The sequence below is a fragment of the Pirellulales bacterium genome (assembly GCA_035939775.1).
GTDB lineage: Bacteria > Planctomycetota > Planctomycetia > Pirellulales > DATAWG01 > DASZFO01.
In genome coordinates this window covers 13,111-28,363 of record DASZFO010000065.1, presented here as the reverse complement: position 1 = coordinate 28,363, position 15,253 = coordinate 13,111, and the positions used below count along the sequence as shown (strand labels likewise).

The window sequence follows — 15,253 nt, the reverse complement described above, 5'->3', positions numbered from 1 at the left end:
TTCGCCACTTTGTCGTGGCTATGCAACCATAGCTCGCATCCGGTGATGTGCAAACGCAACGGTGGCTTTTTTGCCACAATTCTGTCGAAGGCAGACGGAAGGCGGCATTCAGGGAGGGCTTACAGCACGCGTCGGGCGCCTATCTCCCTTGCCGCGCTAAGCCACTTTGGTATGATGGTCGTCTCGCGAGATGGCTGTTGGGTAGGCTATGCGTGCGTATTCGGTAAATTCCTCACCAGGAGCACGACGTGGGCGTCAAGAAAACAGGCAAGGGGCGGCGCAAGCTGGGTCGCAAGAAGCGCCGCATGAGAGCGAAGATCCGCCATCGCAAGGGATGAAGAAGAAGTCGGCGGGTGGCAGTCGGCGCCAGCGCGCAGATTGCTTGTGGCACCCTGCCTACTGCTTCCTGCCCACTGCCTCCTTTTTCCAATCAATCCCTGAGAGCGAGGCCAGCGCCAGCATCAGCGAATGCGTTCCGTCTCGGCCATGGCCTTGGCTACGCAAGGCGATGTAGAGCTGATTGGCTAGGGCCAGGCCGGGAAGCGAAAGGCCCATGCGCTCGGCCTCGGCCAGCGCGATGCCCATATCTTTGATGAAGTGCTCGACGAAAAAGCCCGGCTCGAAGCGGCCGCCGATGATTCGCGGGCCGAGATTCGAGAGCGACCAACTCCCTGCCGCTCCCGACGCGACCGATTCCATGACCGTGGTCAAGTTGAGGTCGGCTTTGTAGCCGTAGAGCAGGGCCTCGCAGACGCCAATCATATTGGAAGCGATTAGAATCTGATTGACCATTTTGGCGTGTTGCCCCGCTCCTGGACCGCCTTGATGCACGATCGTGCGTCCCATCGCTTCCCAACAGGGGCGCAGCGCCTCAACGGCTTGCCGATCGCCGCCGATCATGATCGACAGCCGGGCCTCCTTCGCTCCCACGTCGCCGCCGGAGACAGGGGCATCAATGGTCTGCACGCCGCGCGCCGCTGCTTGCTGGGCGATCTCGATCGCCAGGGATGGATCGCTCGTGGTCATGTCGACGAGAACCATGCCCGGCCGGCTGCCAGCCAGAGAGCCGTCGGGACCGAGCGTCACGGCCCGCACGTCAGCCGGAAAGCCGACGATTGAAAAGACGCCGTCGGAGGATTCCGCGACTTGTTTTGGGCTTTCAGACCATTGCGCCCCGAGGGCCACGAGCGGCTCGGCCTTCGCGCGCGTGCGGTTGAAGACCGTCATCGCGAATCCGGCGCGAATCAGATGGGAGCACATGCTCGTTCCCATCACGCCCGTGCCAATCCAGCCCAGACGGGTCTTTCCGGCGACAAAGGGCGCGATGGTGGGGACTGGCTCGGCCATTTACCAGCGGTGTTCGGGGCGCTGCATGATTTCGCTGACGATCACGGCGTTGATCAGATTCGAGCCGGTGAGCAAGGTGTACGACTTGTTCTGCTTGTCGTCCTCGATGACCCGCGGGGCCGTGTCGCTCACCGAGCGTTCGTCGGCCGCGGGGGCGAGCGAGCCGGGACGGAGGTGTCGGACCTCGTGAGCGAACGTCTGCTGGACCTGCTGGTCGAACTGCCGCTCCTTTTGATCGATCGAAGTGAGCTGGCCGGCCCGTTGATCGAACTGGCGCGTGTTCATGTAGCGCTTGACGTGGTCGTCGATGTCGTCGCGCGGCGTCTCAACGACCTCGGCGACAAGTGGAGCGCCCGCCGTGGCGATGATCACGGGGGCCGGTTTACGGCGGCGCTCTTGCGGGCTCGCCGGCGCAGGCGGCCGCATGGCCTGTGTGGGCCGGGGCGGATTGGCGGCCGTGCGCTGCTGGGGCTGTCCCTCGCGACGATTCGAGACGCGGCGGAGAAACTCTTCAATCTCGCCTTTCAACGCGTCGTCGTCGTTTCCTTGCGGGCCAGGCACGCGAGGTATCTGGCCCGGCGGACGCCGATTGGGGACGTTTGGATTATTGGCGCCGCCAGCCGCCGCGCCGATGATCCTCAGCACGAACACCAAAATAACGATGATCGGAAAAATCCAACTCGGATCAAACGCCGCCAACGGTATAAGATCGAGCGAAATCATGGCCAAATCAAGAACTCGGGTTCATCTGCGCCATCGGCGCGATCGTGCTGCCGGCAATGCTGCGGCGCATGTCGGTATCGGCTTGCACATTGCGCAATTTGTAGTAATCCATGATTCCGAGCGTGCCGTTGCGAATCGCCTCGGAGATCGCCTTGGGGACCTGCGCCTCGGCCTCGACCAACTTCGCCCGGCTCTCCTCCATCTGGGCCACCATCTCCTGCTCGCGCGCGATGGCGTTCGCCCGGCGCTCCTCGGCTTTCGCGCGGGCGACGCGCATGACCGCCTCGGCCTGATCGGCCTGGAGGCGAGCGCCGATGTTGTCTCCCACATCGACGTCGGCGATGTCGATCGAGACGATTTCGAACGCCGTCTGCGAATCGAGCCGCCCGGCCAGCACCGCCTTCGATATCCGATCCGGATTCGCCAGCACGTCGGTATGTTTGTCGGCCGAGCCGATCGCGCTGACGATCCCCTGCCCGACGCGGGCGATGATCGTCTGCTCGGTGGCGCCGCCGACTAATTGATTCAAATTCGCCCGCACGGTGACGCGCGCTTTCACCTTGAGCTGCACGCCGTTCTTCGCCACGGCCTCCAGCGAGTCCTTTCCCGAGCCGCGGGCCGGGCAATCGATCACCTTCGGATAAACGCTCGTTTGCACGGCTTCGAGCACGTCGCGGCCGGCCAGGTCGATCGTCGTGGCCAGCTTGTAATCGAGGTTGATGATCTTAGCCTTGTTGGCGGCGATGATGGCCCGAATTACCAGCGGGACCTTCCCGCCCGCCATGTAGTGGGCCTCGAGCGCCTTGGTGGTGATGCCGGTTTCATCACCCAGGCCGGATTGCACGGCCATGATCTTGCTCCGCACGATCACGTTGGGATCGACCTTGCGAAACGTCATGCCCAACAGATCGAAGATGCCGATCCCGGCGCTGCTCGCCACCGAGCGAATCCAGAGCCGCAGATACTTCCCGAGCACGGCGATCACGATCACCGCCAAGATCAGGACGATGAACGCAGCGGCAATGAAAACGACCTCGACGATACCGTTATCGGCAAATATAGGCATAGTAAGCGCAGTCTTACCAACCCGCGCGCGGTTGTCAAGCAAGCGGGTCGTCGGGATACTCGATCCCCAGACTGTCGAAAGGCCGCGACAGCGGGTCTTCGGACTCGGGGCGGGCCGGGGTGGCCGCCTCGCCGTCCTCGAGGGGCCGGACGACGACCCGGCTCCCACGGACTTCAATCACGCGCACGTTCTGCCCAGCGTCGATGGGCAGGCCCTCGCTCACGGCGTCGATGATCCGCCCCTCGACAACGACGCTGCCGCTGGGGAGCATCTGCGATTTGGCCTGCCCCACCTTGCCGAGCAATCCCCGCAGCACGCGGCGCTCTTCGTTGTCCGGCAGCACTTCGTCGCTGGTCGGCAGATTCGGTAATAGCCGGCGGCCGATCGGAGTTTCGGGAAACCACCGAAACGCCACCGCCAACACGATCGGCAGGACGACCGCCGTGCCGAATAGAAAGCCGAAACCGATCGTCAACCCGCCGTTGTAGAACGCCAGTCCGATGCCCGAAAGAATCGCCGCCACCGCCAAGAAGCCGAGCACGCCGGCCGTCGGTACAAAGACCTCCAGCAGCACGAGGAGCATGCCCAACAGCAAAAGCAGACCTGCCCAGACTAGCGGTTCCATATCTCACGTCGCCGACGATCCAGAGGACTGCGCTGGCACGGACTGCACGATCACGTGATTGCCGCGGACCTCGACGACGACCACCGCCGCTCCGCGGTCGAGGATCTCGCCGCGGGCCATCACATCGACCGACCGTCCGCTGAATCGCGCCTTGCCCGACGGCATGAGGGGAGTCGTGGCCGTGCCGGTTTGCCCCAGCAGGGCGCTCAAATCAACCAGGGCCTCGCGCGTGGCGATGTGTTCCAGTTCAGCCCCCGACGGCGGCGCGAGCAGCATGCGATTGAGTCCCGGAGTGTGCGGCAAATACCGCCGGAAGACGAACGCGGCGACCGTCGCCCCGACCACCGCCCCACTGATAGTCATCAGCGTGGTCTTCATCTGCTCCCATTGATAGTCGTTGCGTGGAATGATAAACGTCTGGCTGGCGAGCACGAGCGAGGCGATGATCATCAACCCGCCCCCCAGGCCGAAAATGGCGAATCCCGGCAGAACGAAGATTTCCAACAGCACGCAGCCGACCCCGGCCAGGAACAGCAGCACCTCGAGCCAGCCTGCGGTGCCGTGCAAGTGCTCGATCCAGAAATAGAGCATGAACGACACTAGGGCGATGAAGCCGCCGACGCCGTGCCCCGGCGCGTAGGTCTCGGCGATGATCCCGGCCAAGCCGAGGAACAACAAGAATCCGAGCATGCTGGGAGACGACATCGCCCCGATCAAGAAATCGGCCCAGCCCGGCTCGACCACGGGCAACTCGTTTTCGATGCCGTAGAACTGCTTGAACTGCGTGAAATCGCGGGCCGTGTGATAGGCCAATCCCAATTCTTCCGCTTTGTCGCCGGTCAGTTTCAGCGGCCCGGTATTGCTCGTGACGAGTTCGCCTTGCTTCCATGCGCCGGCATCGGGGCCGATCTCCTCCTCGCTGAAGCATTCCTTCTGCCCGTTGTTCTGATTCGTGTAACGAAACACCCTGAGGCCGGGGTCGATCAGCGCGACCGGCAACGACCAGTGCGCGCCCTTCTTCTCAAAGAACGAGCGGCGCAGCGTGCTGCCCACGGCGACAATCTCCTCGGGCTTCATTTGATAATCCCCCGAGCCGCCGAGAATCGCGTCGCGTCCCATCACGATTTGATCGCAGGCCACGGCGATCAGCGCCGCATCGCCGCGGGCCCGTTTGGGGATATAGGCCACCGTGCGGACCTTGCTCGGATCCAACGAGGCCAGATAGTTGGCCAGGTTCATGCTGTCTTCGGCCGAGCCTCCGGCGCTATCGATCCAGACGCAAACGAAGTTCACTCCGCTGTCGATTTGCTCGCCGATCTTCCGCTGCGTTTCGGTCACCAGGGCCGTCGTGATCAGGCCCTTCACTGGCACCTGGACCGGTCGCCAGCCGCCACCCAGCGACGGATCGTCGCGGACGGCCTCGAGTGGCAAATCGAGCGCGCCGGCGACCTCCACGCGGTCCTTCGCCAGATAACTGGCGATCGCAAGTTGCGAACGGGCTTGCCGTCCGCTGAACAGGCCGGGAGTCGGCGAGAGTTCTTCGACGCTCTGGATCGTATGATGCTTCTTCAGTTCCTCCAGTTCGGTCGAAAGAATGAACTCGGTGGAGACCTCGGTCACCACCTTGTCTACTTTCACGCTCTTGTCGAGCATCCCCAGTGCAATCGCGGCGGGGACCGTTTTATGGGCGTTGGCGATGTCCGCGTAGGCACTGCGCGTAGTCGGGTCGATGGTCGTCTCGTCGATGCCCGCCTCGCCGATCAGGGCGTCGGGGGCCATGATGATCTCCTCGCAGGCCATGGCCACGAGCACCGCGTGCCCTTTGATCGTGTGCGGGATGTAGGCAACCGTCTTGACGCCGTTCAATTCGTGGGCAATGAATTTTGCCAGATCCAAAGAACTGCCGAACGAACTGCCGCGGCCGGAATCCGATTGCCCCGGAGAGAATTCGAAGATGATGATCGGGCGCGGACCGCCGCGGGGCAAGTTGCTGTTCACTTTCGAGACCGCGTTATGCACCTGCGCATAGATGTCGCCATCGATCGGCAGCGAGATTCGCACCAGATGCCCAACCGCGGGCTTGGCAGGCTGTTTGGCGGGCTCGGCCGCGTCGGGCTTTGCATGCGGTTCGTCCGCGGCGGCCCGGCTGACGGCGGCAATCGTGCCGAAAAGAAGAACGAATAGACGCAATAGCCGATGGCGTAGGGCACGCTGTGCGTGCCGACTTCCCGTCGGTGCCGATTGGGGCATTCGAACCATAGGCCAACCTATCTCCGCTCCGCGCAAAACGCCGTGCACAGATTGCGCAAGTGCTTTGCCCGCTAGCGCTTCGATTGCGCTGGCGTCACACTGATTATAGAGTGGCGTTCGGCCCAGTCAATTCGCCGGCCAATCGAAGGCGTGACGCCGGTCCCGACCGGCGGCGGAAGCGTTTTTGGGCAAGCAACTTCCGCTTCGCGCATGGCGAAGATCGAAACACGATCCGAGAACGGAGGCAGCGCAGGAAACAGAGCAATCGGTTCGGTAACTATCTCCGCCCCGGTTCCGGCGTCATCCGCTGCGCTTGGCCGCCGGGTTGTGGCGCGGGAGCGCCTTGCGGATCGTGCTTGATGTGCTTGTAGCCGAATGGCGAGGGGTTGAAATCGCCGCCGAAGATGTCGCGCGGGTCGAAGCCCTTGGGTTCGAGCGCAAAGGCGTCGCGATCTTGTCCGTTGGTGCCGTAGATTTCAATCCCGATTGGAAACATGTCGTTCGTGCGGAGAGCGAGCCTGACCTTGGCGAAGTTTTCCGCATCCCGGCGATACTTTGGCCGAATCTCCAGCCACGATTGTCCCTTGGCGATAGGAGGCTTCTCCGGATCAAAACGAATGTAATAGCGCGCCTTTAATTCGGCTGCCTTCGCTCCGAACACAAATGGCAGCGGCCCTTGCGTGATTCCCTGCCCTTGCAATTCCGGAGGGATTGGAATTTCCTCCACGGTGCGTTGCTGATAATCGACCTTGTAAATCTGCTTCCCGTCGCAGGCCCAATGCTCAAGCGCTTCGAGCTTTTTCTTTTCCCATTTCTGCGACGTCGGACTCATCGACCAGGTCTCGCCATCCGTCTCGCGAATCAAGCCTTTGTCGGGTGCGGAATACTTGATTTCCCCACGGCTCGTCTGCCTAGGTTGCTCGTCTTCGCCCGGACGGGGCTTGAAAAACACTGGATCATATTGCCAGCGATTGAAAGTGCACTTGAACGTCTTGATCTGCCCGTTCTGTTTCTCCCAAGCATCGAGGATTTTGTCCAGGTCGGCCTGTTCCTGGGGACTGAGTTGGAACGGCGGAGCGGGAGGGCGTTGTGGCGCGGCGGGGCCGCGCGGAACGTCCTGTCGTGGTTGCTGTTGCGGTGCGCTGTCGGGGGGTGGAGTGCCGCGGTCGGAGTAGGCATTTTGATAGCCGCTCGGGTTCGCACTATTGCTTTGGTACTGCCGAGCGCCGGGATCGCCCTGGCCAAATGAGGCTTCGGCGGCGCAGAAGACAATCGCCGCCACCAGCGCGACAAATACGTAGTTTCGATTAGCCATCGGAAGCCCGATCCTCTCGATCGCGGAGGGAGCCACGGAATTTGACCACGAGGCGCTTCGGGCGGGGGCGCATTGCCCCTACCGTCGCCGGAGCGGGCGGCGATTGTAGCAAGAACTGCTGGCAGGCCCTAGGTCAGTTGCAACTATTTCTCATCCGGCTCTTCGAGATAGGTGTAGCCGCCGAGGCCTTCTTCGTAGAACTTGAGGAAGCGGCCGGCCTGCTCGTAACCGATCCGCCCTTCGCGAACGGCCATCTCGACCGAATCGCGAAGCTGCCGCACCAACGCGTTCGAATCGAATTCGACGTAGTCGAGCACCTCGCGCACCGTGTCTCCCTTGATCACCGCTTCGAGCACCACCTCGCCGTTGTCGTCGAGGCTGACGTGCACGGCGTTCGTGTCGCCGTACAGATTGTGCAGATCGCCGAGGATTTCCTGATAGGCGCCGATCAGAAACGCCCCCAGGTAATACGGCTTCCCTTCATAGGGATGTAGCGGCAAAGTGCGCTTCACGTCGCGGCGGTCGATGAATTGATCGATCTTGCCGTCTGAATCGCAGGTGATGTCGCCGAGCACGGCGTTCCGCGTCGGCCGCTGCTTGAGCCGATGGATCGGCATCAACGGGAAAAGCTGCTTGATGGCCCAACTGTCGGGGATCGATTGAAACAGCGAGAAGTTGCAGAAATACGTGTCTGAGAGAAACGAATCCAGCCCATCCAATTCCTCGGGCATGAATTCCAATTGCTTCGTGAGCCGCTTGATCTTATGGCAGATCGCGAAATACAGGTTTTCGACCGAGCTGCGCTGATCGAGGGGCAGATAGCCGCTCGAGAACAGGTTCATCGCCGTGTCGAGCGCTTGCTGAGCGTCGTGGTAGCTTTCGAGGATGTTGCGCACCGAAAGATTCTGGTAGGTCTCCATCATGTCGATGAGCGGCTGCTCGACGTCGTCGGCAAGCTGCGGCGGCACGCCATTCTCCCCTTGTTCGGAGACTCCCAGCACTCCGAACACGAGTACGCTATGATAGGCGACCACCGCCCGGCCGCTCTCGGAGATGATCGTGGGATGCTTGACCCCCGCGTCTTCACAGGCCCGCTGGACGTGATAGACCACGTCGTTGGCATATTCCTGGAGGGTGTAGTTGACGCTGCTGGATTCAAAGTTGGTCTGCGAGCCATCGTAATCGACGCCGAGGCCGCCGCCGACATCGAGATATTCCAGCCCCGCCCCGCGGCGAGCGAGTTCCGTATAGACGCGGGCCGCCTCGTTCAGCGCCGCCTTGATCTGGCGGATGTTCGTGATCTGGCTCCCTTGGTGGAAGTGCAAGAGCTTGAAGCAATCGGCCATGCCGCGGCGCTTAAGTTCCTCCAAGCCGCGGAGGATCTCGCTCACGGTCAAGCCGAACTTCGAGCGAAAGCCCCCCGACGATTGCCAGCGCCCCGAGCCGCGGGTGGCCAGCTTGACGCGCATGCCGATCTGCGGGCGCACGCCGACCTTCTCGGCGTAGTCCAGGATCAGTCCCAGCTCGGTGTACTTCTCGACGACGGGGATGATCTGTCGGCCGATCTTATGGGCCAGCATCGCCGTCTCGATAAACTCGGCGTCCTTGAAGCCGTTGCAGATGATGGGCGTGTCGTTCGAGGCCATCGCCACGACCGCCAGCAGCTCCGGCTTGCTCCCGGCCTCCATCCCGAATTTGTACGGCCGCCCGAATTGCAGCACCTCCTCGACCACCTGCCGTTGCTGGTTCACCTTGATCGGATAGACGCAGCAATAGTTCCCTTGATACTTGTGCTCGGCGATCGAGGCTTGAAAGGCATTATGAATCTCGCCGAGCCGGTGCTTGAGAATCTCGGCGAAGCGAATCAAGATTGGCAGATCGATCCCGCGAAGCTGTAGCCGATCGACCAATTGCTTCAAATCGATCGAGCGGCTGTGGTCTTTGGCCGGATGCACGCAGACGTGGCCCGCGTCGTTGACCGAAAAATAGCCGTTGCCCCAGCGGGCGACTTCGTACAGCTCGGCGGCGTCCACCGCAGTCCACGGTTCGACCTCAAGTTCGAGCATCAATCAGCACTCCCAATGGATGGCGCTTGCAACTGGGTGGCGCTGGCCAGCGAAGTGGGCCAGCGCCAACTCGAAACAAACACCATATTGTAACTGCATTGGCCTCCGATGGTATCCCCGGATGACCTGCAAATGCGTTAAAGTTTCGCGAGGGACACTAGCCCGAAGCGCCAGCGAGGGACAACCGCCGCCGCTCCCTCACTAGCGCTTCGGGCTGGTGAATGCGCCGTCGGCGCAGTCAGGTTACACTTCAATTCGCTTCCACGCGCCGCCCACAAAGCGATAGACCATCAGCAGGCAACGCACGATCAGATCGGCCAGCATCGCATACCACGCCCCGCGCACACCGAGTCCCCAACCCGCGATCGACCAATCGAACCCCGGCAGCGGCAACTCGATGCGGTTCCAGGCTAGCAGATAAGCAAGCGGAATCCGCACGAGGAGAAATCCGATGCAGGTGGTCACGAGCGTCCACCGAGTGTCTCCCGCGCCGCGCAGCGCGCCGCTGAGCACCATGAGCAGCGCCAATGGCGGCTGGCCGAACGCCACGATCCGGACCAACATCGCCGCGCGGGCGGCAATTTCCGGCTGCTCGCGACCGACGAACTGCACCGCGAGCCAATCCGAACCGAAATAGAAGCCGATTGCCGAGAGCGACATGACGCCCAGAGCGGCGAGTGATGCGGCCCGAACGGAATGCACCGCACCGCGCTCGTCGCGAGCGCCGAGATGCTGGCCGACGAGCGTGGTGGCCGCCACGGAAAACGCAAACCCCGGCAAGTACGAGAGCGATTCGATCGTGATCGCCACGCCGTGCGCCGCCGCCGCGACATTGCCGAGCCGATTCACGATCGACAGAAACCAGAACTGACAGGCCGAGATCGAGAGCAGATCGATCCCGCCGGGAATGCCGATTCGCAGCAGGCGGCGGATCAAATGAAAGTCGGGCAGCAGCAACCGCCACTCGAATCGAATACCGAAGCGGCCGACGAGAAGCCGAATGAAAATGATCGCGGCCGTGCTGCAATAGCCGGCCGCCGCGCCAATCGCCAACCCTCGCCAGCCCATCGCCGGAAACGGTCCCCAACCGCGCACCAGGGCAACCGCGATGGCGATGTTCACGACGTTCTGAAACACCATCGCGACCAGGCCGGTCACGGTATCTCCCGCGCCGCGCAGCACCGCCACGCCGACCTGCTCGATCATCATGACGGGAACCACCGGCAGCACGATGGCAAGATACTGGATCGTCAAGTCGGCGGCCTCGCCTCGCAAGCCGACGATTGCTATGAACTGGGTCCCGAACGAGAAGCCCAGAGCCAAGACAGCGATGGCGAGGATCGCTCCGACCACGAGCGCTTGATTGGCCACGCGGCGCGCCATCGCCGTATCGCCAGCGCCGACAAATCGAGCAACCATCGCAGTCGTGCTGATCGAGACCGCGGCAAACAAGCTGGGCAGAAAGCCGAGCAAATAGGCGACGAGCGTTATGGCCGCCAGATACTTGTCTCCCGGAAGAAAATGCCCCGTCAGCCATTTGTCGCTGAACCCCATCATCATGTCGAGCAATTGTCCGGCCAGCACCGGCAAGGCGAGCCGGAGCATCGGCCGAACGGTCCCCGATGCGGCGATGGAAGGAGCGGGACGGAGCATGGTATGACGCCGAGCGAAGTGACGAGCCGTCGTTGCTTAAGGAAGCGTCAAGGGCTTGCGCAGACGCACCGTCCAGCACTGGACAGTCAAATGCTCCGGAGGGTTCGGATGCGTCTCGGCGGACTTGATTTACCCTACAAAAACAGCCGAGCGGGTCACACTACCCGCTCGGCCGCGCTATGTCGAGGAAAGCCGCGTCGATTCGTTTCAGAACGGCTTAGGCAAACAGCTCCTTGATGACCTTGCCGCTGTTGGCGATCTTCATTGGCCGGCCGTTGTTGCTGGTGAAGGTGGTGTCGAGCGAAATGCCCATCGCTTTGCAGACGCTCGCCATCAGGTCTTGCGAGGTGTAGGGTTCGCTCTCGACCAACGTGCCATCGGCATTGGTCTTGCCGACCACCGTGCCGCGCTTGAATCCACCGCCACCGACCACCACGCTCCAGCTTCGCGCCCAGTGGTCGCGGCCGGCGCCGCCGTTGATCCGCGGGGTGCGGCCGAATTCGCCGAGCCAGACGATCACCGTGTCGTCGAGCAGGCTGCGCTCTTTCAAATCGGCCACCAGGGCCGCAAATGCCTTATCCAACTCGGGCAGCTTCTGGTTCTTGAGCGTCGTGAAGTTGTTGGCGTGCGTGTCCCAGCCGCCCAAATCCACTTCGATGAACGGCACGCCCAGCTCGACGAGCCGCCGAGCCATCAAGCAACCCTTGCCGAATCCCGTCTGGCCGTAACGATCCTGAACTGCCTTCGGCTCCATGCCGACCTTGAAGGCCTCCATTTGCTTACTGGTCATTAGCTTGATGGTCTTTTCGATAATCTTGGCGTGGTCTCCGGCCGGAGTTGTCGGACCGCCGTTGTCCAACGATCTCAAGTCCCCGCCGGCAACTTGGTTCATGAAGCTCGTTTCGGTGGTCTTCAGCATCGCCATTCGCTGTTGGAGACGATTCTGATCGACGCCCATCCGCAGATCGCGGACATCGCCATTTTGGCTCACCACAAACGGCGCCCAAGTCATTCCCAGGAAGCCCGGTCCCTCGCTGCCGCCGCCGACGGAGACGAACGGCGGGATTTCGAGTTCCGGCACCTTGGCAGCCAACTCGTGCGCGATCACCGCGCCGTAGCTGGGGTGCTCGATATTGGGATTGGGCACGTAGCCGGTGTGCATGTAGTACCGGCCACGATTGTGATCGGCCTCCTTGGTGCTCATCGACCGCACGACGGCCAGATTGTGCATCTGCTTGGACATCAGCGGGAGGTGCTCGCAGATCTCAAGGCCGGGCAGCGAGGTGCTGATCGGGTTCCTGAACTCGCCGCCGGTGGGTTGGCCGGGCTTCAAGTCCCACATATCGATCGTGGCGGGGCCGCCCCCCATCCACAACATGATGCACGACTTGTGACGGCGGCGGAGGTCCGTGGCATTGGCCAGCACCGAGTTGGTGAATGACATCGCCGGGACCATCATCGCCGAAGCGCCGGCCAGGTGCGTCATGAAATGACGGCGCGTCATCCCGTCGGGAACTCTTAAGAAACTCATGGCTTTCTCCCGGCCATCGGCCGCAAAAAGGGTGTCAATCGTTAATGGTTGAGGATGAATTCATTGCTGTTCAGGATCGCCCACCAAAGGTCTTGATACGGGGCGAGCGCCTCCCCTCGCTTCAGGTCAACAAGATCGGATCTCAGCGCGGCCTTTTCGGCCATATTGGGGCGACGCGATAATCCGGCCAGGTAGAGGTAATCGACCTTTGCTTCTGGCGACAGCTTGGGATTGTTGACCACGAAATCGAGGAACGTCGCCTTCTCGCCCATCGTCGCCTTTTGCATCATGTTGCCGTTGAACATCATCAGCGTCTGCGGAATCGAGCCGTTGAATGTGCTGGCCTGGCCGCCGTCGTCGGTGCCGAAGGTAATGACGAACTGTTGGAGCCAATCCAGTTTGGATTTGCCGCGCTCATTCTCGCTTTGGGTCGCGTCGAGACCCGTGGCGGTGAGCATCGATTCGTAAAGCTGCTCGGCCGTCATCTGGCGGATGTAGAAGTGGCTGAACTGCGGCTTTTCACCGAGCATCGGATCGTCCACCCGATTCGTGCGGTTGAAGCGGCTGGAAAGCGCGTACGGCTCGCTGAGCACGATCCAACGGATCAATTGCTTTAGATCGTAGCCATCGTCTTCGTAGCGATGCTTCGAGAATTCGGCGGCCAACTGGTCGAGCAATTCCGGATTGGAGGGCGGCTCGTTCGAGACCATGTCGTCCACCGGCTTGGTAAACCCGTAGCCGAAGAAGTGCCCCCACATTCGGTTCACGATCGCCTTGGCCGTGTAATCGGATTTGACGATCATCTTGGCCAGCTCGGTCCGTCGGTCGTTCTCTCTGAGCGAGCCGCTACGACTGATTTCGGTGCCATCGACGAAGATCGGATAGGCGACCTTCATGATCCCGTTGCGCTGCTCGTAGTAGACTTCGGCCGACTCCATCCCTCCCTGCTCGCCGCGGTAATCTTGATTGGAAAGCACCGCGTGCTCAACCGTTCGCTTCGGGCCCATCGTCTTGTTGATTTTGGTCTGCCGGAAGAAGGCATTCATCTGCCAGAATTGGTTCTGCTTCCATTCGTTGAATGGATGATCGTGGCATTGGGTGCATTGCACCGAGAGCCCGAGAAAGATCTGCGCCGTCTTGGCGGTGGCCTGGAGCCCGCCATCGTCCATTTTGCCGACGAGGAAGTTCACGGCGCCGTTGTAGTTGTCTTCGCCGGGCTTGGTCGCGCCGGTGGCGGAGACTAATTCATAGACCATCTTGCGATAGGGCTTGTTCAATTCGAACGCCCGCCGCAGGTACTGCTCCATCCCATCACGATCCGTCGGGAGCCGTTCATCTTGGCGCTTGTTCCCGGGACGCCCGATCAGCAGGTTCGTCCAAATGCCACTCCAATTGCGGGCATATTCCTCGACGTAATCCTTGCCGAGCAAACGATCGACCAAATTCATCCGGCGATTAGCCGATTTATCTCCCAGGAAGCGATTCAACTCCTCGACGCTCGGAATACGCCCAATAACGTCGAGAAAGATGCGCCGGCACCATTCCCCTTCGGCGGCCCAAGGGGATGGGGTGAGATGATGATCGGTCCAACTCTTCCGCAGCGCCTCGTTGATGATCTCGACTTGCGGCATGCTCGATCCAGGCAAGACTCGGCCCGTCGCGGGCTTAGTCGTCGCACTCGCAGTGGCGGCCGGCTTTTCCGTGTCGCCCGCCCTCGCACTCGAGCTGCTCGAGAGTTCCTCTGAAACGGTGGTCGGAGAGGCAGCATTGGCTGAAACCCACATCGAAAACGCCAATAGCCCGCCACTGAGCCCGAGCCCCCAAACCGCGACTCGCCGGCCAGCGCATCCGTGGAATATCGTTTGTCGCTTAGTCATTGGAATTGTCCCCCAAGCGCTGAGCGTTGAATCTCGAGGTCCGCCAATAGGCAAGATACAGGCCAAGAGGTCATCGTAACATTGCAGCGCGTGGTGTCAAATAAATCCCGCGGCCGATCCGCTTCCATCGGCAAAAATCGCCAGTGAGAGGCCCGACCTCAGGCCGCCACGCCTGCGAATGATTCGGTCCGCCGCGCCGAAATTATTCCTGTCGCGAGCAGCACTCAATAAACTAGGGCGCGAAGCTCTTTGATTCGAACTCAGGTTGTTCATCCCAGACCCGTGAAGAATTATTCGAACTCGGTTCTGGCGATGCGCAAGTCAGGGAAATCAAGAGGGGTATAAGTGTATCCTTTCGATACACTTGTACTATTTTGCAACACGCAAAAGAAAGCAGGCGGGCGGGAAACCGTTCCATTGTTTCCAGCTCGCCTGTCATTATCCAAGGTCGATTGAGCGTGAGAGTCCTTCGGCGATTGCCTCTTAAATGTTCCGAGAGATCGGCCCAAGGCCTCTCATCGCCAATCCAACTACATCTGATTCTTGCCGCACTTAACGGTTCTTACCGTAATTCCGTGCAGCGCCGCTTTTCCCGCCCGTTGCCACTTCTTCTGCCGGGCTAACTGCGTCTCTTCTTCTTGCCGGCCCCGAATACAAGGAAGTGCCTCTTCTTTATCTCGGCCCCGCTAGACGTGGGCGCAGGAATTAGCAACTAGCGTGCCAGAGTGGTCGGACGTCGGAATGACCGGCGCGAGCATTCGCGAAACAGAAGCCATCCCGTCGCAAGCGACGGGGCTAAC

At 61.3% G+C, this 15,253-nt stretch carries 10 protein-coding genes; all 10 read right to left on the bottom strand.

The window, feature by feature from the left end:
• Positions 1-396 precede the first annotated feature (396 nt).
• A complete protein-coding gene (locus VGY55_03580; protein ID HEV2969045.1) occupies positions 397-1,347 on the bottom strand; it encodes an NAD(P)-dependent oxidoreductase in 951 nt (316 codons plus the stop codon).
• The gene (locus VGY55_03575; protein HEV2969044.1) at positions 1,348-2,070 is read right to left on the bottom strand and encodes a hypothetical protein; all 723 of its coding nucleotides are present in this window, start codon (positions 2,068-2,070) and stop codon (positions 1,348-1,350) included.
• Between the two features lie 7 nt (positions 2,071-2,077).
• A complete protein-coding gene (gene floA / locus VGY55_03570; protein ID HEV2969043.1) occupies positions 2,078-3,136 on the bottom strand; it encodes a flotillin-like protein FloA in 1,059 nt (352 codons plus the stop codon).
• 34 nt (positions 3,137-3,170) lie between these two features.
• Positions 3,171-3,761, bottom strand: coding sequence for an NfeD family protein (locus tag VGY55_03565; GenBank protein HEV2969042.1), 591 nt, complete (start codon positions 3,759-3,761; stop codon positions 3,171-3,173).
• A gap of 3 nt (positions 3,762-3,764) precedes the next feature.
• Entirely contained in the window at positions 3,765-5,951 is a 2,187-nt protein-coding gene (locus VGY55_03560; protein HEV2969041.1) for an NfeD family protein, read from the bottom strand.
• A gap of 337 nt (positions 5,952-6,288) precedes the next feature.
• Complete coding sequence (locus VGY55_03555; GenBank protein ID HEV2969040.1) at positions 6,289-7,326, bottom strand: hypothetical protein; 1,038 nt, start codon at positions 7,324-7,326, stop codon at positions 6,289-6,291.
• Between the two features lie 143 nt (positions 7,327-7,469).
• The gene (gene speA, locus VGY55_03550) at positions 7,470-9,392 is read right to left on the bottom strand and encodes a biosynthetic arginine decarboxylase (protein ID HEV2969039.1); all 1,923 of its coding nucleotides are present in this window, start codon (positions 9,390-9,392) and stop codon (positions 7,470-7,472) included.
• Positions 9,393-9,635: 243 nt separating this feature from the next.
• The gene (locus tag VGY55_03545) at positions 9,636-11,045 is read right to left on the bottom strand and encodes an MATE family efflux transporter (protein HEV2969038.1); all 1,410 of its coding nucleotides are present in this window, start codon (positions 11,043-11,045) and stop codon (positions 9,636-9,638) included.
• Between the two features lie 217 nt (positions 11,046-11,262).
• Positions 11,263-12,576, bottom strand: coding sequence for a DUF1501 domain-containing protein (locus tag VGY55_03540; protein ID HEV2969037.1), 1,314 nt, complete (start codon positions 12,574-12,576; stop codon positions 11,263-11,265).
• Positions 12,577-12,617: 41 nt separating this feature from the next.
• The gene (locus tag VGY55_03535; GenBank protein ID HEV2969036.1) at positions 12,618-14,453 is read right to left on the bottom strand and encodes a DUF1549 and DUF1553 domain-containing protein; all 1,836 of its coding nucleotides are present in this window, start codon (positions 14,451-14,453) and stop codon (positions 12,618-12,620) included.
• Between the last annotated feature and the right edge of the window lie 800 nt (positions 14,454-15,253).

What these genes read in the sequence shown, in the direction of transcription:
- speA (HEV2969039.1), bottom strand. Translation starts at nt 9,392, where the DNA reads ATGCTCGAACTTGAGGTCGAACCGTGGACTGCGGTGGACGCCGCCGAG.
- VGY55_03545 (HEV2969038.1), bottom strand. Translation starts at nt 11,045, where the DNA reads ATGCTCCGTCCCGCTCCTTCCATCGCCGCATCGGGGACCGTTCGGCCG.
- VGY55_03555 (HEV2969040.1), bottom strand. Translation starts at nt 7,326, where the DNA reads ATGGCTAATCGAAACTACGTATTTGTCGCGCTGGTGGCGGCGATTGTC.
- VGY55_03575 (HEV2969044.1), bottom strand. Translation starts at nt 2,070, where the DNA reads ATGATTTCGCTCGATCTTATACCGTTGGCGGCGTTTGATCCGAGTTGG.
- VGY55_03535 (HEV2969036.1), bottom strand. Translation starts at nt 14,453, where the DNA reads ATGACTAAGCGACAAACGATATTCCACGGATGCGCTGGCCGGCGAGTC.
- VGY55_03580 (HEV2969045.1), bottom strand. Translation starts at nt 1,347, where the DNA reads ATGGCCGAGCCAGTCCCCACCATCGCGCCCTTTGTCGCCGGAAAGACC.
- VGY55_03565 (HEV2969042.1), bottom strand. Translation starts at nt 3,761, where the DNA reads ATGGAACCGCTAGTCTGGGCAGGTCTGCTTTTGCTGTTGGGCATGCTC.
- VGY55_03540 (HEV2969037.1), bottom strand. Translation starts at nt 12,576, where the DNA reads ATGAGTTTCTTAAGAGTTCCCGACGGGATGACGCGCCGTCATTTCATG.
- floA (HEV2969043.1), bottom strand. Translation starts at nt 3,136, where the DNA reads ATGCCTATATTTGCCGATAACGGTATCGTCGAGGTCGTTTTCATTGCC.